The organism is uncultured Treponema sp. (assembly GCF_934725225.1).
Taxonomy (GTDB): Bacteria; Spirochaetota; Spirochaetia; order Treponematales; family Treponemataceae; genus Treponema_D.
This window is the reverse complement of sequence record NZ_CAKVAM010000004.1, coordinates 49,852-70,343: the sequence shown is the minus strand read 5'-3', so window position 1 is coordinate 70,343 and position 20,492 is coordinate 49,852. Positions and strand designations below refer to the sequence as shown.

The 20,492-nt window shown below is 39.7% G+C and carries 21 protein-coding genes; 12 read left to right on the top strand and 9 right to left on the bottom strand.

All coding sequences use genetic code 11. From position 1 onward, the window contains the following. Nucleotides 1–13: 13 nt before the first annotated feature. Together purE and purF are read left to right on the top strand one after the other, a co-directional pair. On the top strand, nt 14–514 hold the full coding sequence (gene purE / locus Q0H92_RS07155; RefSeq protein WP_296013354.1) for a 5-(carboxyamino)imidazole ribonucleotide mutase: 501 nt from the start codon (nt 14–16) through the stop codon (nt 512–514). A 26-nt stretch (nt 515–540) separates the two neighbouring features. Next, a complete protein-coding gene (purF, locus tag Q0H92_RS07150; RefSeq protein WP_296013353.1) occupies nt 541–2,028 on the top strand; it encodes an amidophosphoribosyltransferase in 1,488 nt (495 codons plus the stop codon). Nucleotides 2,029–2,252: 224 nt separating this feature from the next. Here the strand turns inward: purF and Q0H92_RS07145 are convergent, their stop codons facing one another. Next, complete coding sequence (locus tag Q0H92_RS07145; protein WP_296013351.1) at nt 2,253–3,056, bottom strand: hypothetical protein; 804 nt, start codon at nt 3,054–3,056, stop codon at nt 2,253–2,255. A 106-nt stretch (nt 3,057–3,162) separates the two neighbouring features. Between Q0H92_RS07145 and Q0H92_RS07140 the strand changes: the two genes are divergently transcribed. Continuing rightward, nucleotides 3,163–3,408, top strand: coding sequence for a hypothetical protein (locus tag Q0H92_RS07140; protein WP_296013348.1), 246 nt, complete (start codon nt 3,163–3,165; stop codon nt 3,406–3,408). Here the strand turns inward: Q0H92_RS07140 and Q0H92_RS07135 are convergent. The 4 genes from Q0H92_RS07135 to Q0H92_RS07120 all read right to left on the bottom strand — a co-directional run bounded on the left by Q0H92_RS07135 (nt 3,396) and on the right by Q0H92_RS07120 (nt 6,677). Beyond that, complete coding sequence (locus tag Q0H92_RS07135) at nt 3,396–4,034, bottom strand: hypothetical protein (protein ID WP_273353288.1); 639 nt, start codon at nt 4,032–4,034, stop codon at nt 3,396–3,398. The two genes, Q0H92_RS07140 and Q0H92_RS07135, sit on opposite strands and share 13 nt — an antisense overlap. 18 nt (nt 4,035–4,052) lie before the next feature. Beyond that, nucleotides 4,053–4,274, bottom strand: coding sequence for a hypothetical protein (locus tag Q0H92_RS07130; protein WP_296013346.1), 222 nt, complete (start codon nt 4,272–4,274; stop codon nt 4,053–4,055). A gap of 41 nt (nt 4,275–4,315) precedes the next feature. Beyond that, on the bottom strand, nt 4,316–5,629 hold the full coding sequence (locus tag Q0H92_RS07125) for an ATP-binding protein (protein ID WP_296013344.1): 1,314 nt from the start codon (nt 5,627–5,629) through the stop codon (nt 4,316–4,318). 346 nt (nt 5,630–5,975) lie between these two features. Next, nucleotides 5,976–6,677 (bottom strand): DNA-binding domain-containing protein, encoded by a 702-nt coding sequence (locus tag Q0H92_RS07120; RefSeq protein WP_296013342.1) that lies wholly within the window; start codon nt 6,675–6,677, stop codon nt 5,976–5,978. A 258-nt stretch (nt 6,678–6,935) separates the two neighbouring features. Between Q0H92_RS07120 and Q0H92_RS07115 the strand changes: the two genes are divergently transcribed. The 4 genes from Q0H92_RS07115 to Q0H92_RS07100 are packed head-to-tail and all read left to right on the top strand — an operon-like array spanning nt 6,936 to nt 8,194. After that, entirely contained in the window at nt 6,936–7,172 is a 237-nt protein-coding gene (locus tag Q0H92_RS07115) for a hypothetical protein (protein ID WP_296013339.1), read from the top strand. Further along, nucleotides 7,169–7,564, top strand: coding sequence for an NlpC/P60 family protein (locus Q0H92_RS07110; RefSeq protein WP_296013337.1), 396 nt, complete (start codon nt 7,169–7,171; stop codon nt 7,562–7,564). Before Q0H92_RS07115 ends, Q0H92_RS07110 begins: the two co-directional genes overlap by 4 nt. Then, the gene (locus Q0H92_RS07105) at nt 7,561–7,983 is read left to right on the top strand and encodes a hypothetical protein (RefSeq protein ID WP_296013335.1); all 423 of its coding nucleotides are present in this window, start codon (nt 7,561–7,563) and stop codon (nt 7,981–7,983) included. The genes Q0H92_RS07110 and Q0H92_RS07105 overlap by 4 nt, the downstream gene beginning before the upstream one ends. Further along, a complete protein-coding gene (locus Q0H92_RS07100) occupies nt 7,955–8,194 on the top strand; it encodes a hypothetical protein (protein ID WP_296013334.1) in 240 nt (79 codons plus the stop codon). The genes Q0H92_RS07105 and Q0H92_RS07100 overlap by 29 nt, the downstream gene beginning before the upstream one ends. A gap of 113 nt (nt 8,195–8,307) precedes the next feature. Here Q0H92_RS07100 and Q0H92_RS07095 read toward each other — a convergent pair whose 3' ends face one another. From Q0H92_RS07095 to Q0H92_RS07080, 4 genes are all read right to left on the bottom strand, one after another. Beyond that, nucleotides 8,308–8,475: a hypothetical protein gene (locus Q0H92_RS07095; RefSeq protein ID WP_296013332.1), complete on the bottom strand. Its 168-nt coding sequence runs from the start codon at nt 8,473–8,475 to the stop codon at nt 8,308–8,310. Between the two features lie 502 nt (nt 8,476–8,977). Further along, on the bottom strand, nt 8,978–10,141 hold the full coding sequence (locus Q0H92_RS07090; RefSeq protein WP_296013329.1) for an ATP-binding protein: 1,164 nt from the start codon (nt 10,139–10,141) through the stop codon (nt 8,978–8,980). Between the two features lie 302 nt (nt 10,142–10,443). After that, nucleotides 10,444–11,640 carry an AAA family ATPase gene (locus tag Q0H92_RS07085; RefSeq protein ID WP_296013328.1) on the bottom strand — a complete coding sequence of 399 codons (1,197 nt, stop codon included), beginning with the start codon at nt 11,638–11,640 and terminating at the stop codon, nt 10,444–10,446. Nucleotides 11,641–11,977: 337 nt separating this feature from the next. Next, nucleotides 11,978–13,276, bottom strand: coding sequence for an ATP-binding protein (locus Q0H92_RS07080; RefSeq protein WP_296013326.1), 1,299 nt, complete (start codon nt 13,274–13,276; stop codon nt 11,978–11,980). A 425-nt stretch (nt 13,277–13,701) separates the two neighbouring features. Between Q0H92_RS07080 and Q0H92_RS07075 the strand changes: the two genes are divergently transcribed. The 5 genes from Q0H92_RS07075 to Q0H92_RS07055 all read left to right on the top strand — a co-directional run bounded on the left by Q0H92_RS07075 (nt 13,702) and on the right by Q0H92_RS07055 (nt 20,486). Further along, nucleotides 13,702–16,476 (top strand): SUMF1/EgtB/PvdO family nonheme iron enzyme, encoded by a 2,775-nt coding sequence (locus Q0H92_RS07075; protein WP_296013324.1) that lies wholly within the window; start codon nt 13,702–13,704, stop codon nt 16,474–16,476. Nucleotides 16,477–16,662: 186 nt separating this feature from the next. Continuing rightward, a complete protein-coding gene (locus Q0H92_RS07070; protein ID WP_296013322.1) occupies nt 16,663–17,955 on the top strand; it encodes a hypothetical protein in 1,293 nt (430 codons plus the stop codon). 30 nt (nt 17,956–17,985) lie between these two features. Next, nucleotides 17,986–18,825, top strand: a complete 840-nt coding sequence (locus Q0H92_RS07065) for a formylglycine-generating enzyme family protein (protein ID WP_296013320.1) — start codon at nt 17,986–17,988, stop codon at nt 18,823–18,825. A gap of 224 nt (nt 18,826–19,049) precedes the next feature. After that, a complete protein-coding gene (locus tag Q0H92_RS07060; protein WP_296013318.1) occupies nt 19,050–19,781 on the top strand; it encodes a hypothetical protein in 732 nt (243 codons plus the stop codon). A 126-nt stretch (nt 19,782–19,907) separates the two neighbouring features. Further along, nucleotides 19,908–20,486: an SUMF1/EgtB/PvdO family nonheme iron enzyme gene (locus tag Q0H92_RS07055; RefSeq protein WP_296013316.1), complete on the top strand. Its 579-nt coding sequence runs from the start codon at nt 19,908–19,910 to the stop codon at nt 20,484–20,486. Nucleotides 20,487–20,492 lie beyond the last annotated feature (6 nt).

The window sequence follows — 20,492 nt, the reverse complement described above, 5'->3', positions numbered from 1 at the left end:
GATATTTTACAGTATGAAAGTTGCTATCTTTTTAGGTTCCAAGTCTGATTTGGATACAATGAAAAAATCCGCCGATGTTCTAAAAGAATTTGGCGTTGAATACAAGGCTTACGTTATTTCCGCGCACAGAGCCGGAGACTTGCTTGTAAAAACTATCGCTTCCGTAGAAAAAGAAGGCTGCGATGTGATTATTGCCGGAGCAGGACTTAGTGCGGCTCTTCCTGGTGTTATTGCCAGCCGCACGGTTCTTCCTGTTGTCGGAGTTCCTCTTGAATGCATTAATCCCGGAAAATCAAACGGACTTGCAGGAATGGATTCACTTCTTTCTATTGTGCAGATGCCGCCGCAAATTCCAGTTGCAACTGTCGGAATCGGAAATGCAAAAAACGCCGCTTACCTTGCGCTCGAAATCCTCGGAATAAAATATCCTGAAATAAAAACAAAGCTTATAGAATTCCGCGCAAAGATGACTGCCGATGCAGAATCAAACGGCGGCTTGGGAATCGAACTGTAATTTAATAAATATTTAATGGAAAAAAAATGAAGTGCTGTGAATTTCTTGTTGAAGAAGAGGAAGACAAGCTGCGCGATGAATGCGGTGTTGTCGGAATTTATTTAAATCCACCTAAGCAGGGCGAACCAGAAAAAAAAGAATATGTGGCTTATTCTGCCAGCGATTTTAACGCCGCAACTCAAGCTTATTATGCGCTTTATGCGTTGCAGCACCGCGGGCAGGACAGTGTTGGAATTGCAGTAAGCAACGGCGAAGATATTTCCATTCACAAGGCAATGGGAACAACTGCGGAAGTCTTTAAGCCAGAAAATCTTGAAGCTTTAAAAGGAAACATTGCCTGCGGACACGTCCGATATGCCACAGCAGGAAGCGCGACTTTGGAAAATGCCCAGCCGCTTCTTTTAAAGTCAAAGCTTGGCGCGGTTGCAGTTGCCCACAACGGACAGCTTGTAAACTACGAGCAGCTCCGCGAAATGCTTGAAGATTCAGGAAGCACATTTTCTTCAACAAGCGACACGGAAGTTATTTTAAAGCTCATTGCGAAGTCGTACAAAAAAGGACTTGAGCGCGCGCTGACCGATACAATTCAGATGATAAAAGGCTCTTTTGCGCTTGTTGTTTCAACAGAAAAATGTCTTATCGGCGCAAGAGACCCGAATGGAATCCGTCCGCTCTGCCTTGGAAAAGTTGAAAACGGCTGGATTCTTGCAAGCGAAACCTGCGCAATTGATTCTGTGAACGGAACTTATGTGCGCGACATTCAGCCTGGCGAAATTGTAATAATAAACGAAGACGGAGTTCTTTCATTTGAATTTGGAGAGCGCACTTCCAAGCGGACTTGCGTTTTTGAATACGTTTACTTTGCGCGCCCGGACAGCATAATCGACGGAATCCCTGTTACAGAAGCCCGTGAAAAAATGGGTGCCTGCCTTGCTCGTGAAAGCGGAGTTCCTGCTGATGTCGTTATCGGAGTTCCTGACTCTGGAATTGGCGCGGCTCAAGGATATGCAAAGGAAGCCGGAATTCCCTATGCAAGCGGAATTATAAAAAACAAATATATAGGGCGCACATTTATTGCTCCGACTCAGCGTGAACGCGAGAACATGGTTTTTGTAAAGCTCAATGCAGTGAAGTCTGTTGTGGACGGAAAAAGAGTTGTTGTAATTGATGACTCAATTGTACGCGGAACAACGAGCCGCCGCCTTGTCCAGATTTTAAGACGCGCCGGAGCAAAAGAAGTTCACTTTAGAATTTCAAGTCCGCCTGTAAAATTTCCTTGCTACTTCGGAATCAACACACCGACTAGAGGCGAGCTGATTTCAAGCATTCACAACGAAGAGGAAATCTGCAAGGAAATAGGAGCAGACAGCTTGGCGTTTATTAGCGCGGAAGGAATGCTGGATGCCTGCCGTGAATGCAATCCAGACCAGTACGGATTCTGCAAAGGCTGCTTTACCGGCGAATATCCGATTTCTGTTCCCGGCGAACTTAGCGGAAAAAAAATTTCTGACTGAAAACTTTAATCTTCTGTAATAGATTCCCGCATCAAGTGCGGGAATGACATTTAGTTTATACTGGAATTACATTGTGCCTTGTCATTATCGGGCATGGCATTTTGTCATTATCCAGCTTGACTGGATAATCTGTGAAAAAGCTATATTGGATTGCCGGATGTTTCTCCGGCAATGACATTGTATCCTGTCATTATCGGGCTTGACCCGATAATCTTTTCCTTTGTCTAAAAATGAAATTTCAAGCCGAGCGCAAATCCGTTTGTGTTGTAGTCAAAAATTTCATTTTCCTGCCTTTTCCAGGCGGCGTAAATTTCAAGCGGACCTGCAACCATGTATCCAAGTTCCAAGTGTGATTCTGAAATCGTGCAACTTTCATCCGTGTAGCCTGAAACAACTGCGACGGAAGCTCTCCATTCAAGAATACATTTTGGAATAATATAAGATTTTAAAATTATTCCAAGTCCGGGACCAGAAGCCCTGTCATGCGCAGGTTCAATTATAAAAACTTTGTTCCATTGAAACATCACTGACGCGCAGATGACATTTGACTGAAAAATAAAAAACTGTCCGCCAAGCTTAAGGTTTCCCATGATGTCATCTTTGTTTGTTTTTGCAATGTGCTGGTATTCAATTACCGGTCCGATTATGTGGTAAAGAACACCTTCAAGCCGAGTTTCGCTTCCTATGAATTTTTTTACGGGAAAACTGAATGCGCCAGTTTCTACTTCCATTCTCCAGAATTTTCCGGGACTAGGTTCTTCATCAGAGCAGAAATTTATAAAAGGCTCGTTGTTGTAGAATGGATATTTTCCGTAGAAAACCAAAAAATTTTCAGCTATAAGCATATCAACTAAAAGAGAAAAAAAACTGTCGTAGGTTTCTTCTTTATCAGTATCAGGATTTTCCCAGCTCCATTCTTTTTCTTCTATTTTAATTTTGCTGCTGTTGAATGTAAGTTCTTCCTTTGAAAACACCGGCGCGAAAAGAAATGAAATTAAGATTGCAAATAAGCTGATTTTTCTAATCATAATAATTTTCTCCAAATACAATTTTTATAACAAATGTTATTTGTATCTTATAATTTAATGCTTGTCAATGAGGAATTTTCTGTAAAAAAAAGCATATATATAGTACATGGAAACAAAAGAAAACATTATGCTTTTTGGAATACTTGAAAAAGATGCCGAGCCGATTCTTAATGAAGAGAAAGAACTCGGCTGTCTTCTTACTGTAAAATCAAAGTCTAGAACTCACAAAGTGGAAGTGTTCTCAAGCCTGCTGCCAGTTTTGTATAAAAAAGCCCTGAAGAATACCCACGTGCTTGTTCCGGCCTGTAAACAAAAAGAAAAATTGTTCGCGTCTGTTGTTTATCCTGCCTGAAACTCTTGAACGTCCAGAGAAAGCCATTTTAAGAGCGCGCTAAAAAGCTCCCGCCTTTCAAGCACATTGAATCTTTCTTTGAGCCTATGAAGGCAAGTCTGTATGTACCTTTCCTTGCGCCCTGTAAGTGACTGCATTTCTTTTAAAGACAATCCTTCCGCAATTGCAAAGACAAGCAGCCTGTTTGTTTCGCTTAGAGATTCAAGGTTGATGAATCTTCCCAAAAGCTCAGTTTCATTTTTTCTTTGGGCCGCCTTTGATACAAATCTTTTTCCTTTTGTGTAAAACTCTGCGCAATGGGCAATGTCTTCCATGCTTTCCGGGCAGAAAAGAAGTGAAACGTTATCCAGCTTGCGGACAATGCATAAAAAAAGAGCTGTTGGAGGTCTCTCTGAATACAGCGTTATATGGAGTTTTTTTTCTCTTAGAATAAGAAGAGCTTCAAGAGCCTTTCTTTCATCCGCCGTGCACCCAATAAGCACGTGATCAGTTTCCTTGATTTCCTTGCCCTGAACTTCATGGCTTTTAAGATACTCAGAAGCGTAAGACGGACAAAGAGCCCTGAACACAGGAATATGCATTGCATACTCCGACCTTGAAAAATTAACAATATATAATTTGCTCATATATTATTATCGGAGTGTCTACACATATTCCGCCGGAATCGCCATCACGCCCTTAGCTACAGAAACCGGCTTTCCGCAGTTGCAGACAATGCACGGTGGAGCAAACTCCATATTCTTGATTCTGCTGTTTTTTCTGCATGACGCTCTATAAAAGCCATATTTTCTTCCAAAATCAAGTTTTTCGTGGGATAATCCAAACTGCCACTTTGGATTATCCCACGAAAGGGAAAAAAAAGACAAGATTAGTGCTCTTTTTGTAGGTGTAGGGGGCATTAAGCTTTTTACATATCGTCCATACTTAAGCCTTTCATGCTGATTTCGAATCCAGAAACATTTGATCTTAGCGCATTTATTTTTTCTTCCAGTGCTTTATAGTCAATTTTTTTTGCATTTCTTTTTACTTCAAAAATATGGCACGTTTTATCAATTTCATTTACTGCAACAATGTCAATTTCATTTTGAGATTTTTTATCCCACCATCCGCCAATAGATGTCAGCTGCATCTCTTCATTAATTTTTTCTGTAAAATACTGCTCAAGCGTTTTGCCTGTAAAAGTCTTATAGTCGCGTAAAATCAGTTTCTTTAGTAAATCGTACTGCCCAAGTTCAATTAAATTTTGATTGGAGTAAATGAACCTAAAGTAGAATCTTAGGTAACTGTCTGTAATTTGCCAGCGCACATTGCGGCTTTCTGGCTTTGAAAAAATCGGCCTGACGGGTTTTATAACATTGAACGTTTTATTAAGATTTGAAAGGTAGGAGCCTGTATTTTTTTGAATTATAGAATCAATTTCGCTTTGGACCGTCATCCCGCTGGAAATAAGCGAAAGAATTGAAAAATAGATTCCATAGTCTTTTCCGATTTCACTTATAAGCAAATCTTTTCCGTCTATTAAAAATGGAGAAGAAATTCCTGTTACATAATTTATCATTTTTGTGTGCGTAATGCTTCCGCTTTCCATTAGAAGAAAAATATATTTTGCAACCCCTCCGCTGAGCATATATAGGCAGAGCAAGTCCTCGTTTGTGTATTGCGGGTTAAAGTCTTTTAAAATCTCTTTGCATACAGAAGGGGTAAAAGGTTTTAGATGGATTTTTGCAGTGGCGCGTCCAAATAGAGGTTCTTTTGCGCCTTCAAAAATTTTTATCATCATGGAATAAACTGACCCACAGGCAATAAAGTTGATTTTTGAATTATCTTTGCAGTTGTCCCATATATTCTGCAGATGACTGAAGAATGAAGAATTTATATTTTGAAGCTCCTGAAATTCATCTATGATTAATATAAAGTGCTCCTGTTTTGAATACTCCATTATCTGCTCAAAAAGTTCCTTTAGTGTCGTTATGTTTCCAAAAATTTTAAGGTTGATTGATTGCTCCAGTTCTTTTTGCCATTGCTGGCATAAAATAGGTTCGGAGTTTCTGGTGGTAAAAAGGTAGCAGCTTTTTTTTGTAGATATGAATTTCTTTAATAGCGCAGTTTTTCCAATTCGTCTTCGGCCTGTGATTACAGTGAAAGCCGCATTTGAGTAAGAGTTCTTTTCTATTTGCTCCAGAATTTTTAACTCATTTTTTCTGTCATAAAATTTTTTCATCTTATTGTAACCTATGTTAATATAATGGATATTAAAATAATAGCGATTATATTAACGGCTTTCAAGATGAGAATATTTGTTTATGTTAGAATTTCTAAAGTGAGTATTCCTAAAGCCTTAAGTAAGTATTCCTAAGACCCTGAGTGAATATTCCTAAAGCCCTAAGTAAGTATTCCTAAGGTTCTTAGGAAGTATCTCTTCAGGTCTTAGGAACTATTCCTTAGCCTCTTAGGAAGTATCTCTTCTGGTCTTAGAAAGTATTCCTTTGGTCTTAAGTTTATTGCAATAAACTAAAAAACGGCATGCCGTTTAGACATGCCGCAGAGACTTCTTTTCAGAGTCTCTTTTAGCTTATTGTAATTTCTTTAATAAAGCTGCCATTGTACAGGATTGTGTTTGGCTTTGCCCTTATGCTGACCTTGTATGAGCCGCTTTCAATGTCTGCCGGAAGCATTGCGTCAATCCGCTTGTTTTTGTTCCAGATGTAGTTTTCAAGCCTTATTGAAACATCTCCCTTTGTAAGGAAAATTCCTTGCTCGCTGTCATTTTCGTCAAACTTGAGGTACTCGCCGATTATCCTGATTACATTTCCTGGCTTTGCTTCTTTTAATGCAATTCCATTTACGTTCTGGATTTCTTCTATTGACGGAATCATCTTGTATCTTCCTGACACACGCTCTGTTTTTGTGTTTGCAAGCACTGTCTTTGCTACGGAGCTGTCCACAGTGAGCTTTAGGTTTAAATCGTGGTCATTGCCGGAAAGGTGCGGCTCAAAAGAAGCAAGCTTGTCATTTGCAGTTCCTTTTGCGCAGATATAGACCTGTCCAAACGGGCAGTATACTTTGTAGCCAAGCTGCACATAGCGAATAACAACTTCCTTGTACACATTCATTGCTCCTGCAATGTCGGCCTTTGTTATAGTCGTGTTGTTTTTTGCCATCTCATTGATGAGCTCGTCCAGCGTGATTGAGCCTTCGTTTTCAGAATGAAAATGATAAGGGGACTTTGCATTGGCTGTCTTGTTCTCTCTTAATGAAATCTTTAACATAATTTTCTCCCGCCGGACTTGCAGGCGCCTTGCTTGCCCGGCATTTTGTTTTTTGAGGCAGAAGTCCGCAACGCGGAGGTTTTCTCTGCCGTTCGTTGTGTACAATATACAGCGCGGCAAAGCCCTTGAAATGATAACATTTACGCACTGTTTTATGAGCGTAAAAGCTATCATTTTTTGCTCACCGTTTGGCTTTATCTTCTTGGAAAAGACTTTCGCATTAACTGTGCAAGCCAGTATTTTTACAAGGAGGCGGCTATGGAAAATGAGTTGCTTACAAAGCTCTACGGTGAGTTCTGCTCTATGCGTGGAGAAATGTGCGAGTTCAAGAACAGAACTCTTGAGCGTCTGGGGGCTCTGGAAACAAGCCTTAAAAAATCTTCTGCTGAAAAAACAGCAAGAATTTGCCAGATTGTTTCTATTGGTACAGGAGCGGTTGCCCTTGCTTCTGCAGGATTCGCTGTGCTGAAGACTTTCTTGGGAGGCGCGGCATGAGCATTCAGCAAAAATACTTTGAGGAATTAAGAAAATTTGAGGGCGCGCATTATGTGTGGGGCGGTTCTTCTCCAAGTGGAAGCGACTGCTCGGGCAGTGTGTGCGCCGCAGTGAGCCGTTCTCTTGGAATAAATCTTCGTATTACAGCAGATGAATTATATAGAAGATTTTTTACAGAAAATGTAAAAAGCTTTTGCAACTCAAATTTCTTGTACGCGGCATTCTTTCTTGATGCGCAGGGCAGGGCGGTTCATGTGGCAGGCTGGTGCGGAGCTTGCTATGTAAATGTTTCTAGGCTGGAGGAAAATAAATGCGGCGCATTCCGCAGTGAAAGTGAGATGAAGTCAATGTATTCTCATTTAAGGATGGTAAAAAGAGGGCTTGCTGTATGACAAAGATTGAAAGCATTCATTTTACTTATGCAGAGCTTTTTCAAAATGTATTTAAAAGGCTGCTTCTTCTTGCAGGAAAACTTGCAGGGTACAAGGGATTTGCAGTTTTAATTGCGACAGTGCTTCTTAGGCTTGGATATATAGGGGATGCTGTCTGGGCTTCTGTTGTGATTTCTGCTCTCTGTGGAGTTGTGCTGCCAAAAGCTTTAGGAAGCTATGCCGCTATGGATTCGTCTATGGATGTAGGAGGTAAAGAAAATGAGACATTCGCATATAATGCAAAAAACAGCCGCCGTGATTCTGGCGGTAAACATGGTTTTTCCGGCGAGTGCAGAAAAGTTGTTTCCAACGGAAAAAGCAGAATCAGAAGCGCAGTTAAAAACGCAGGACTTGCCGCTGGATCAGGCTCTGGGCAATGAAACCCTTGCAGCTGAACTTGAAAGAATTCTTGAAGAAACGGTTGATGAAGCATTGTTTTTGCAGCAGGAGGGACTTAAGGCGCAGTTTGAAAAAGAAAGCAGGCGCATTCTTAAAAGCTGCGCGTTCTGGAAAAAAACAGCCATGTGCGAACTTGCCGTTATTCTGGGAGCCGCATTTACAGGAGGTGTTATGTACAGGCTTAGAAACTAGCAGAGATTCCCTGGTCTTGCCGGGGAATTGTATATTTACCGAAAATACTTTTTTGATTGAGAATTATTTAATAGGTTCAGTTTTGAGTTAAAACTGGAAGTGCCTGTATATTCTTATAAAACTTGAAGTTTTTCTGTTTCTGCAGTTTTTGCATTTACTTTATTCTTTGTTTTTTCAAACGGCTTTTCTAAGAAAGTGATGATTACTTTTTGTGGTTCTTGTGTTACCTGTTCTTCCAGTAAACAAACATTGCCATCGTAATACCCATTCACTGCAAGCATTGTTTTACCTCCTTATGAGATATGATTAATTATAGCATAGTTTGTGAGAATTGTGTTTAAATTTTACGGATTTATTAACTGTTGTTCTCATGTCAAGCATGGTAGTAACAAGAAAAGTAAGTGAGGCAATTACTTAAAAATATAAAACTTGGCATTCAGTCTAAAGATATGCATTCTTGAGTTATATGCAATTCTACCTTAAAAAGTGTTTTAAAAATCTGCATAATTTAATCATGTTAAAGCGAAGAACTTGTAGTTTTCTTGATGGGGGGGCAGAAAGCAACAATACGGCTGAATTAGAGTGATGCTCCAAATCAGCCGAGGCGTTGAATGTATATTGAAAGGCGCATTCTGCAAGCGTTTGCATAAAATCTTATTCATTTAAAAACATGGCGCGGCTTTTCCATTTTTGAAAAAATATCTGCAATAAGATTTTCGTAAATAGCACCTCATTATATGTGCATGTTTTTGTAAAGAGTTAAAAATACGAGATATGCCATTATCACTCCACCAAACTTCCGCAGTTCTTGAAATTCAGGTATTTTACACCGTCGCTTTCACATTCAAGGTTTCCGCTGTAGATAACGGTTGGATTCACTGTATTTTTTGCGAATCCTGCAAATTTTTTCAGATTTTTAGCGAATTCTGCGTTGAAAGTTGAGGCCGCCTTTATTTCAACCGGAACAATGCTCCGTCCGTTCTGGACAATCAGGTCAATTTCAAAGCCTTTGCTGTCCCTGAAATAATACAGTGATTTTTCCTCGCCTTTGTTGTACTGCGACTTTAATATTTCAAGCACGACCATGTTCTCAAAAAGGTTTCCCATAAGCGGATCGCGCGAAACCTGCTCCGCGTTTTTTATTCCTAAAAGGTAGCAGGCTGATCCTGTGTCATAAAAATAAATTTTCGGCGATTTTACAAGCCGCTTGGTAAAATTTTCAAAGTAAGGCTCAAGGCGGAAAATGATAAACGATGACTCAAGAATTGAAATCCATTCAGAAATTGTAGTCGATGAAACTCCAGTGTCATTTGCAAGCGATTCATAATTCACAATCTGCCCGATTCTTCCTGCTACAAGACGAAGAAATTTCTCAAACAGATTTTTGTGCTTCACGTTCAAAAGCGACTGCACATCCCGCTCCACATAGGTCTGAAAATAAGAGCGGTAAAGCAAATCAACAGGCTGGTTTTCCGAATAATGGCGCGGCATGAATCCCTGGTACAAATATTCATCTTTTGAAAGGTTCTGTCCGATTCGTAAAAGCTCAGAAATTGAATATGGAAGAAGATTTATAACTGCTGTTCTTCCTGCGAGCGACTGCGAAATTGCGGATTTTAAGCCCTGCTGGAAACTTCCTGTAAGAATGAACTGTCCGTTTTGCTTTTTCTCATCGACTAGAACTTGGATTTTATTCAGCAGGGCAGGAACTCGCTGGATTTCGTCAATAATCAAGGGCGCCTTAAAAAGATTGAAAAATTCATTTATATCGTTCTGTGCAAGCGCAAAAATTTCCGGGTCTTCAAGGTTCACATATTGATAAGATGGAAAAAACATTTCTGCAAGCGTGGTTTTGCCGGACTGGCGAGGACCTAAGATTGTAACAACAGGAAAATATTCAGCGCAGCGTTTGAGTTCAGCTTCGATTTCTCTTTTTGTGTTCTGCATGATAAGAGCGTATAAAAAAACAGAACAAATTTCAAGTTCAACTTTGGATTTGTACCATTTTTTTTATGAATCTAAAAATATGCTTTTAGGAGTCAAAAACTGTTCTAAAAATCTGCATAATTTTATTATGTTAAAGAGAAAAGCGTATGATTTTCTTAATGAATGGCGAAAATGCTGGAGGTTGTGAATAAATTTCTTGAGACAAGCAATTACAATGTAGTCCATGAGGAGCAGGTTCGAAACAGTGGCAATGAGATAGAAAACGTTTAAAACTCGGCATTCTAGCTATTAAAAAGTAGAAATCAGTACATAAATCCCAGCAGCCAGATAGGAATCCGCCGGTCAGTGCCGAATTCTATGTCGTCGGCGATAATGTATGAGTCTGGAACTGTCTGAATTTGTTTACGCTTTTTGTTCTTCCCGCCTACTTCAAAAGTGTATTTTGAGTCCACAAAGAAATCACTTTCCTCTGAAAAATCAACTTTATGGGAATGTAAGAGCTGGTTTAGAACAAAAGTTTCCCGGCGGTTGCCTGTATTGGCGTTTTCTCCATTAAAAAGTTCCATAAGGTTTGTGTTTTCCATGAGAATCTTTTCGGGTTTTTCAAGGACACTTAATCCGCGTGATTTTTTATAAAGCTGGTTTATCAGTTTTGCGTCTTCCAAATATTTCAAATATTGAAGCAAGGTCTGTCTTGAAATTCCGATTTTTGCGGCAAGCTGTGTTATGTTTGGAATGAACGGGGCAGATTCGCCTATGATAGCCAGAAGTTTCTTTATTCTTGGAATATAGGCGATTTCCAGTCCGCGGAGAAAAGGAACCTCAACTTCAAGAATCATGTTCAGGGTTTCATTTAGACGGTTAAAATAGTCGTCTTTTCCTTCTAAAAAGTACGGATAATAGCCAAAAGATAGATAATCGTCAAAAAATTCAAACGGCTTGATTTTTGATGCGATTTCCGCGGAAATCTGCTCGTTGTTCTCTAGTATTTCTTCCAATGTAAAAATTGGAAAATCGTGTGCTTTTATCAGCGAAAGATACTCGCGGAAAGAAAGACCGGTCAGCTCATAAACTAAAGTTCTGCGGCTTAAATCCGCTCTGCCGTTCAGAATTTCAAGCAAGGAAGAACCAGTGAAGGCGATGTGAAGCTCTGGAAAATCATCGTAAAGATTTTTGATTTCCTTTGACCAGTTTTCGTATTTATGCACTTCATCAAGAAAAAGATGAGTTCCGCCACGGCTTACAAATTTTTCTGCAAGTTCAACAAGTGTATTGTTTGAAAAATAAATGTTGTCAAGGCTTACATAAAGAACTTTGCTCAGGTTATCGGAGAAAGTTTTTTTTATATGCTGCAGGAATAGCGTTGTTTTTCCAGTTCCTCTTGAGCCTCTTATGCTTATAAGCCGCGCATTCCAGTTTATTTTTCTTTCCAGTTCGCGCTCAAAGGTTGGAAGCGGGGCGGTCATTTTCTTTCTGAAAACTTCTATCAGTTTTTCCATAGCTTGATTTTATAACATATTGCTCAAATTGTTAAGTCTACTTAACAATTTTTGATTAATTTTGTTAAGCTGACATAACGTTTTTTTTTAGTTTTGGTTGAACTGGTTGTAATCGGGAAAACTCGATTGATTATTGAGTGGTACAAAAAACTGTATTTTTAAACTAGGAAATATTCTAAAAATCTGCATAATTTAATCATGTTAAAGCGAAGAACTTGTAGTTTTCTTGATGGGGGGCAGAAAGCAACAATACGGCTGAATTAGAGTGATGCTCCAAATCAGTCGAGGCGTTGAATGTATATTGAAAGGCGCATTCTGCAAGCGTTTGCATAAAATCTTATTCATCTAAAAACATGGCACAGTAAAGCGGCAGTGTAATTTTTTTGTTTGCAAAACCAATGTTTCCATTGCAAAGTTTTATTCCATACGGAAATTCACTCTTTTTTAGCAGATTATCCATGCTGGAAGTTCCTTTGTTTCCGCTTTTTACTTCTACTGGAGTTGCATTGTCTTTGTATCTTATAAAGAAATCAATTTCCCCCTGTGAGTTTTCTTTTTTGTAATAATAGAGCGGCTTTTCCATTTTTGAAAAAATATCTGCAATAAGATTTTCGTAAATAGCACCTTTATAAATTTTCAATGTGTCATCAATAATGTCTTTTTGAGTTCCGTCATCCAGCATTGCACACAAAAGTCCAATATCATGCATATAAATTTTAAAGCAAGAAGAGACAACATTTCCTGCAAACGGAAGAGCTGGCGGATTTATATTGTAGCAAAAATCAATTATGCCTGCATCGTAAAGCCACATCAGGCTTCCTGCAAACTTTCGGGCAGTTCCTTTTTCTTCTACAATGCCGTATTGAAATTTACGGTTTTCTTTTGCAAGCTGGCGCGGAATAGAAAGAAAACATTCCCTTGCCTTTGTTTTTTCTGAAACAGGGGCATATTTTGCAATGTCATTCTGGTAATTAAGCAGAATATTTCTTTGAAGTTTCAATGCAGTCTGATAATTGTGTTCATTCGTAAAACTTTGCACAACTTGCGGCATTCCGCCGATAACCGCATATTGCCTAAAATATTCCATCATCTTTTTGTGTGTGGCATCGGGAATCTTTTTTGAGTTTTCATAAAATGAGCGGATATAGCTGACTGTTTCATGAGGCACTCCCAATGCCCATAGAAATTCCTCAAAGTCCATGGAATGCATTTTTTCTTCCTGCACATAACCTACCGGGTAAGAAGAAACATCTTTGTAGTTGAGCCCCAAAAGAGAACCGCTTGCAATCACATCATATCTTTTGTCCATTGAAAAAAATTTCAGCGCAGTTCTTGCCTGCGGGCAGCTTTGTATTTCATCAAGAAAAATCAAAGTTTTTCCATTTTCAAGATGGGCATCTTTTACCCTGAGAGAAATTTCAGCTGTGAGTGTATTCACATCTAAGTCGCCGGAAAATATATCTTTATAGGAAGGATTTTCTTCAAAATTGATGTAGATGTAGTTTTCATATTCAGCGCGACCAAACAAATCTATTATATAGGTTTTTCCAATTTGCCTTGCGCCACGAACAAGCATACATAATTTATCTGTTTTATTTTTCCAGTTCAGAAGAGTATTATAAAATTTTCTTTGCATAAATATATTATTGCATATTTTAAGTACCTTTGGAATATGTAATTTGCATATTTTAAGCATTTATTAGACAGTGTTGTTGCATATTTTAAGTATAGAGAAAGTGTTCATATTTTGTGTATTCTGCAAATATTGACATGGAGATATTTTTGCAATAAAATGTTGTTATGGACTTGACGAGAATTTATCAGTTTGCTAGCCTCTATTGCTCTATTGCTCTATTGCTCTATTGTGGGGCATAGTATGCGCAAGTTCTAATAGCGAAGAAAACCTAAAATCATTCTACATTTATAGAAGAAACTCACAATATACGACCCGGTGGGCGCACGTTTTATGTGCGTCCGCTGGGTCGCGCTGTTTTAAACTCAATTCTGCAAACCATACCAGCTGAAAAATAAAATTAAATAAAAAAGGAAATGGAGAAGAAAATGAAAAGATTTCTTACAGTTTTGATTGTGGCTTTGCTGCTTGTTCCGGCGTTCGCCCAGACGACAGTAGATGAAGGAAAGCTAGTAAAAACGCTTGAAAAGAACAAGGACAAAGACGCCGCCTTTGCGAGCGAGATTGACCTTAGCCAGATGTATGTGTACAGCGACGGCGAAATTGATATTCCGCTTTTTACAAAAAGCAAGGTCAAGATTGTCAGCGACATAGACATGACTGACATAAAAATAAGAATTTCCAATGCCAGAAAAAGCAGATTTAACGTTTTGTTCAAGGTGAAGGACATCAAGACCAGAACCTATAAGATTACAAGAATTGCAGGAATTGAAACTGCGGCTGAATATAGAAATCGGCTTGAGGCAGAAAGAAGACGGGCGGAAGAAGAGGCGCGAGAGCGTAGAAGGCAGCAGGAAGAAAAAGAAAGGCTTGAAGCCGAAGCCGCGGCGGAGGCTGCAAGAAAAGCTGACCTTAGAAACGCGGTGTTTGTGATTGTAAACCTGGAGCCTGAAAATTTGCCAGGTGCAGAAGCTGAATGGATTCCTGTCTGCGTAAGAGACAATCTTAGGCTTAACCTGCGCGAGTGCCTTGAAATGAGCTTGATTACAGACTCAGAAGCCGAGTCTATGTTAAAAAGCGGCAAGGCGCAAGATAAGGCTGAATACGCTCTGTTCACAAAAGTAAAAAAGACAAGCGACGGATATTCTATAAACACGGAATTCAAAGGAAGCGACGGCACTGTAAAGGCGAATGTAAGTTCTGATGAATATCCATCTGCTGGAGACTTGCTTGCTCCTGGAGGCGCAGTTGATAAAATTTCCCTTGCCCTTGCTGACGCCCTAAATATTCCTGTGTACGATTTTATGCGCGACATTCTTTTAAACAAAGACTATGAAGGAAACGAGCTTTTTAATACAGGAACTAAGGCAAATTATTTTAACATGCTGGTTACTGACAGCAACAATGATATAGAAAAAATAGGCGCTTCAGGAAAGATAAATGACATTACAGACAGAATCAGAATAAAGAATGACAAGGAGCTGTTTGCTCAAAAGCTCAATGCGGCTGAAAAACAGAAGTCATTGCTTGAAGAGCAGAACAAGCGCAAAAGCGCGGATGAAAATCTGGATGAAAAACGCAGCGATGCGCTCAAGGCACGCAGAACCCAGATTGAAGAGGCTGTGGCAAAGGCGGCTTTAGGACGCAAGTCTGACACAGGAATCCGTTTGATTACAACTATTGAGGCAAAGAAAAAGGCTTTGTCAGAAATACGGCAGTCCGTGGAAAACGAGTGCATTGAGCTGCATGACAAGATGAAACTTGACGAGGCTGAGCAGGCTCTTGAGATTCTGGAAGCGGAATGGACTTCTGTAGAAATGAACGACGGACAGCCGACAGAAGCCGCCAAGCAAAGAAGAGTGAACAAGGTAAATGCAAGCCATGCCGCATTGCTTGAGAAATTCTATGCGGACTGCGACGCTGTTTACCAAAAAACGGCTGCACGGCAGAACGCGCTTATAAATGACATAAACGCAGACTACAAGAAAATTGCGCAAGGCGGAACTTTGAGCAGCGCGGACCATGCGCTTGCAGTGAGCTTTGGCGAGTATGACGGCGACAAATACGGCTGGAACGTGGAGCTTTGCGTGTACTCTGACGGAATTCTCTTGCTGGACGACACATTCATATTGAAGTACGAAAGCATTGCTGGAAAAAAGGCTCCAGACCTTGCGAGCGCGACAGATGCGCAGCTTGCAGAGTATGCCGACAACACAGACTTGTACAGCTCCCTTTTTGCGCGCGGAGTGCCTGTGATAACTGTTGAGGCTGATATAAAAGTCGTGCCTGCCACTGAGAACAAGCCAAGCTGCTACACTCTTAATATAAGCGAAGTGCGAGCTATAAATACCTTGACAGGAAAAACTGTGCAGAAAGACACTGTTAACAGGCAGGCAGAACTTGCGCTAAAGCCAAGATTTGATATGCGCGGGCTGCACGGCGTTGTTGCAGGAGAAAAGGATATAGCGCAGAGAGAGGCAGAAAAACAGGCTGTGCTTGAGAGGTGCAGACAGATTCTTTCAATTTTAGAAAACAAAAACTACAAGGCAAGCGATTTGATGATTCCTGTTCCAAATATGCATTATTCAATAATGGCAACAGAAGTTACACAGGAGCTTTACAAGTCTGTTATGGGCGAGAACCCAAGCGAGTTCAAGGGAGAAAAGAACCTTCCTGTAGAAAACGTAAGCTGGTATGACGCTATTGTGTTCTGCAACAGGCTGAGTGTAAAAGAAGGTCTTAAGCCTGTTTATTCTGTTGACGGAGTAACCAATGTGTCTATGTGGGGCTATACTCCGCATAAAGGATATTCCATTTACAGTGAGATTAAATGCAACGAAAAAGCGAACGGCTACCGCCTGCCAACAGTAGAAGAGTGGCGGTATGCGGCAAAGGGCGGTCAGGAATTCAAGTACAGCGGAAGCGACAACTTGGACGAAGTTGCTTGGTACGACGGCAACAGCGGAGACAAGACACATACAGTTGCGCAGAAAAAGCCTAACGGCTACGGCTTGTACGACATGAGCGGAAACGTGTGGGAGTGGTGCTGGGATTCCAGCAGCTACAGCAAGCGCTTTTACTGCGGTGGCGGCTGGAGCAGCAGCGCCGCGGGCTGCGAGGTGGGCCGCAGGGGCTGGTACAACGCCGACAGCACCGACGACAACCAGGGCTTCCGCATTGTCCGCTCTTCCAGCAAAAAATAGCGAGCTGTAGCGGTGTAGAGCCAGCGTAAAGAGGCGTTAAGCCGAATGGAGCAGGCTCGGAGCAGCCACAGCGAGCGGGGCACGGAGAGAGTTTGTTTTTTATTAACTTGTTGAAAAAGGAAAATAATAATTATGAATGGAAAAACGGGAATCCTTTTTGGAGCGGGCGCGGAAAGGTGTTTCAAAATGCCAACAGGAAGTGATTTTGCAATGGAAATACTTTTTCCAGAAGATAATGTAAAAGATTCTGCAAGGAAAATGTTTTCGAAAGTTTTTGGCAATGAAAATATGTTTAAAGCTTTTGACGGTAGTGATTATAAAACGGTGATAAAATCAACTGTCGAGAAAAGAAAAAATGTTTTGGAAAATTTTTTTACTGAAAAAAATATCGATATTTCATTGTTTAATGATTATTACAGCAAAATAGAAGAATTTCCAACTTTTGATAAAAATAAGGCAAAAACAGAACCTTGCAGGGAGAATTTTAGAAAACTGGTAAGACTTTACGCTGCATTTTTTATGATTTCAAAAGGAATAAAGGAAAGGGATTCTTTTAATGAAGCCATTGGAGCGGAAAGCAATTCCATTAAGAATTTATTTGATGATGTTGCTATTGAAGAGCTTCATTCGTTTAACTATAGCCGGCTTATATCTCTTAATAAAGAGATTGTTTCTCTTGTACAAAAAAAACTTGATAGCAATGAGAAATCTGGAAATTCTTCATTGATGGAAGTCTACGAGGAAGTTCGTAGCAGTGTATATGATATTTTTACGAAGACACTGGATTATCAGCTTCTTATGAATGAATACTATGACTATCTTTTTGACAAGAACGGGTCTTCTTCAAAGTGCAACAAAATTGCCTCATTTCTTTTTGTAATTCAGCAATACATAAAAGAGCATTTTGATGAAAAAAAAGCTTTGGAGAAAGGCAAAACATATTATGCTGATATATTTGATAAAAATCTAAATGATTTTTTCATTGCATCTACAAATTACTCGAAGATTCCAGAGTTGGAAATAGAATATCTGAATGGAAGTACAGATAAATATCTTAACCTTGATGGTTTTGATGTGGTCTCAGAAGATTATGTTCCTGAAAATAAAAATTGCGTGCCTTTTATATTTCCTCAAACTACACTCAAGCCGTTTGTTTCTGTGGATGCTGTTCTTCCATTCGCAAAAACCTTTGAAGAATTTAATAAATGCTCAAAAATCGCTGTTATCGGATTTAATTTTAATGATGATGACAGTCTAATAAAGTCAATATTCCATAAACTGTTGATATATGGAAAAAAGGTCATTTATTTTAGCTATAAATATGAAGAAGATGGAAATATTCATAAAGTTGAAAATAAATTGAAGGAAAAACTTTGTCTTAGCAATAATACCGGGGATTTGATTGTAAGACTGATAGATGATGATAGAAAAGATACTGAAACTGGAAAAAACTGGCTTGATTATCTTCAAGCTATCTGAGTTCAAAAAAATATAGAGAGGTTAGTAATTATGAAATTGAAATTTGTTTTTATCGCTGCAATGTCTGCTCTGCTGTCATCTGTGTTGGCTGCGGAAGACAATTTTGAGGAACTTTTGGAAAAGTACAAAAATGTTACTTCTGAGAGTCTTTTAGCAGAAAGAGAAAAGAAACAGAGTGCTGTGATATTGAAGGAAAAGCTAGACAATACTTTTCTTGATGGCGCAATGATTGCAGTTCCCGAAAAAAGCTACAGCATACTAAAAACAGAGGTTACACAAGAGTTTTACGAAGCTGTTATGGGAGAGAATCCTAGCAGATTTAAAGGAGAAAAGAATCTTCCTGTAGAAAAAGTGAGCTGGTATGACGCTGTTGTGTTCTGCAACAAACTGAGTGTGATGTATGGACTTGCTCCAGTGTATTCCGTTTCTGGCAAGTCTGATGTATCTGAATGGAACTATGAGCCTCATAAGGGTGATGGCATTTCAAATGAAGTTGGATGCAACGAAAATGCCAACGGCTACCGCTTGCCCACAGTAGAGGAATGGCGGTATGCGGCAAAGGGCGGTCAGGAATTCAAGTACAGCGGAAGCGACAACTTGGACGAAGTTGCTTGGTACGACGGCAACAGCGGAGACAAGACACATACAGTTGCGCAGAAAAAGCCTAACGGCTACGGCTTGTACGACATGAGCGGAAACGTGTGGGAGTGGTGCTGGGATTCCGGCAGCTACAGCAAGCGCTTTTACTGCGGTGGCGGCTGGAGCAGCAGCGCCGCGGGCTGCGAGGTGGGCGGCAGGTTCTGGTGCAACGCCGACCACACCGACTTCGACCTGGGCTTCCGCATTGTCCGCTCTTTAAGCAAAAAATAGCGAGCTGCGGCGGTGTAGAGCCGGCGCAATGAGGCGTTAAGCCGAATGGAGCAGGCGCGGAACAGCTGCAACGAGCAAGTGTTGTTGAAAAAAGATAGATTCCCGCATTGAGTGCGGGAATGACACTTTGATATGTGTGGCAGGACACGGAGAGAAATTGTTGAATCAAAAATTTATGAAAGAAATATATGAGGTGTAAATTGTTTCGTAAAGTTAAGATTTTTGTGAAAGAAAAAGACAATTGTCTTAAATCAAAAAATACAAACTCAGGTGAAAACTTATTTTCTTGCTTATTTAAGATTCTACCAATGGTTTTAGTTGTAAGCATTGTGGCTTTTGTTGCTGTATATTTTTTGATATTTATTCTGAAAAATTTTTCTCCCGAAATAGAAAAATCACGTTTCATGGTGTCAGATAAATTTTCGTTGTTAAGCGGATTTATTGGTTCTGTGGTTGGTGCTGTTATTTCAGCAGCTATTGTTTGGAAGCAGCTTGGGGAAAATACCTGTGCCATAAAAATGCAGAATCAGCTTGAGCTTAGAAAAATGTTCTCGGAAAAACGACGCTGGAGAATACATCTTGTCATCCAAGAACTTGCTAGGTCGGAAACTCATGTTAAAAAAGATAAGCTTAAAGTCATAGCCTCTGAATTTAACATTGATAGTTCTGAATTGGAAAACATTAATACATCTGGAGATGGAAAAGAATTTCTTGAATCAATTCTTGAAGATTATGAGTCTGAACTTGATGACTATCTTGGTCTTTTTGAGGTTGCTTGTGCAATGCTGAAAAATGGCAATCTTGACTGGGATATGTTCTTTGAAAGTTATTCGTACAGACTGAATTATATAGGTGCGGCAGGGTTTATATCGATTAAAATAAAACTTGAAAAAGAATATTGGAAATTGCTACAGGAATTAATTCGTGAAAATTATATTTGGTGTCAGACACAATAAACAAGCTTTGGCTTAATGTTGAGTTTTTATTTTGTTGAGGTTATGGATTCTCCGGTCAAATCGTGGAAAGTAATCGCGACATTGTTGTGTTTATAAATTTAATTTCATTTTAACAAGGAGAAAAAAATGAAAATCTTTAAGAAATCTTTTACTTGGACTAGTGGCTGCAAAAGGAGCCTGTCTTTTGCTAGTTCTATTATTTGCGGAATTATACTTCTTGCTGTTACATTGCAGATTTCATGCTCTAACCCAGGAGACGACAATGGAGATTCAACTATTGAATCAACCTTTGAAGGGGCGGATGTTGACAAGAACAATTCCGGTGAAACAAAGCCAGATGGGGGCGAGGATAATTCAAATCCTGACGAAACAAAGCTAGACACTGTCAAGGCTGCCTTGGCAGTGGGCGTTACGTATAAAAATGTTTGTAAGCTTATGATCGCTGTTCCAGGAAAGGAATTTTCTATTCTTGCAACTGAGGTTACGCAGGAGCTTTACGAGTCAGTTACGGGCGAGAATCCTAGCGAAAATAAAGGGGAAAAGAATCTGCCTGTGGAAAATATAAGTTGGAATGATGCAATCTATTTTTGCAATGAGTTGAGTAAGAAGTGCGGTTTGCCTCCTGTCTATGCTGTTGATGACAAAACTGAGGCAAAAGAATGGATGTATGATTCGGAAAATAAAATAATAGGAACTATAAATTAAAATGAA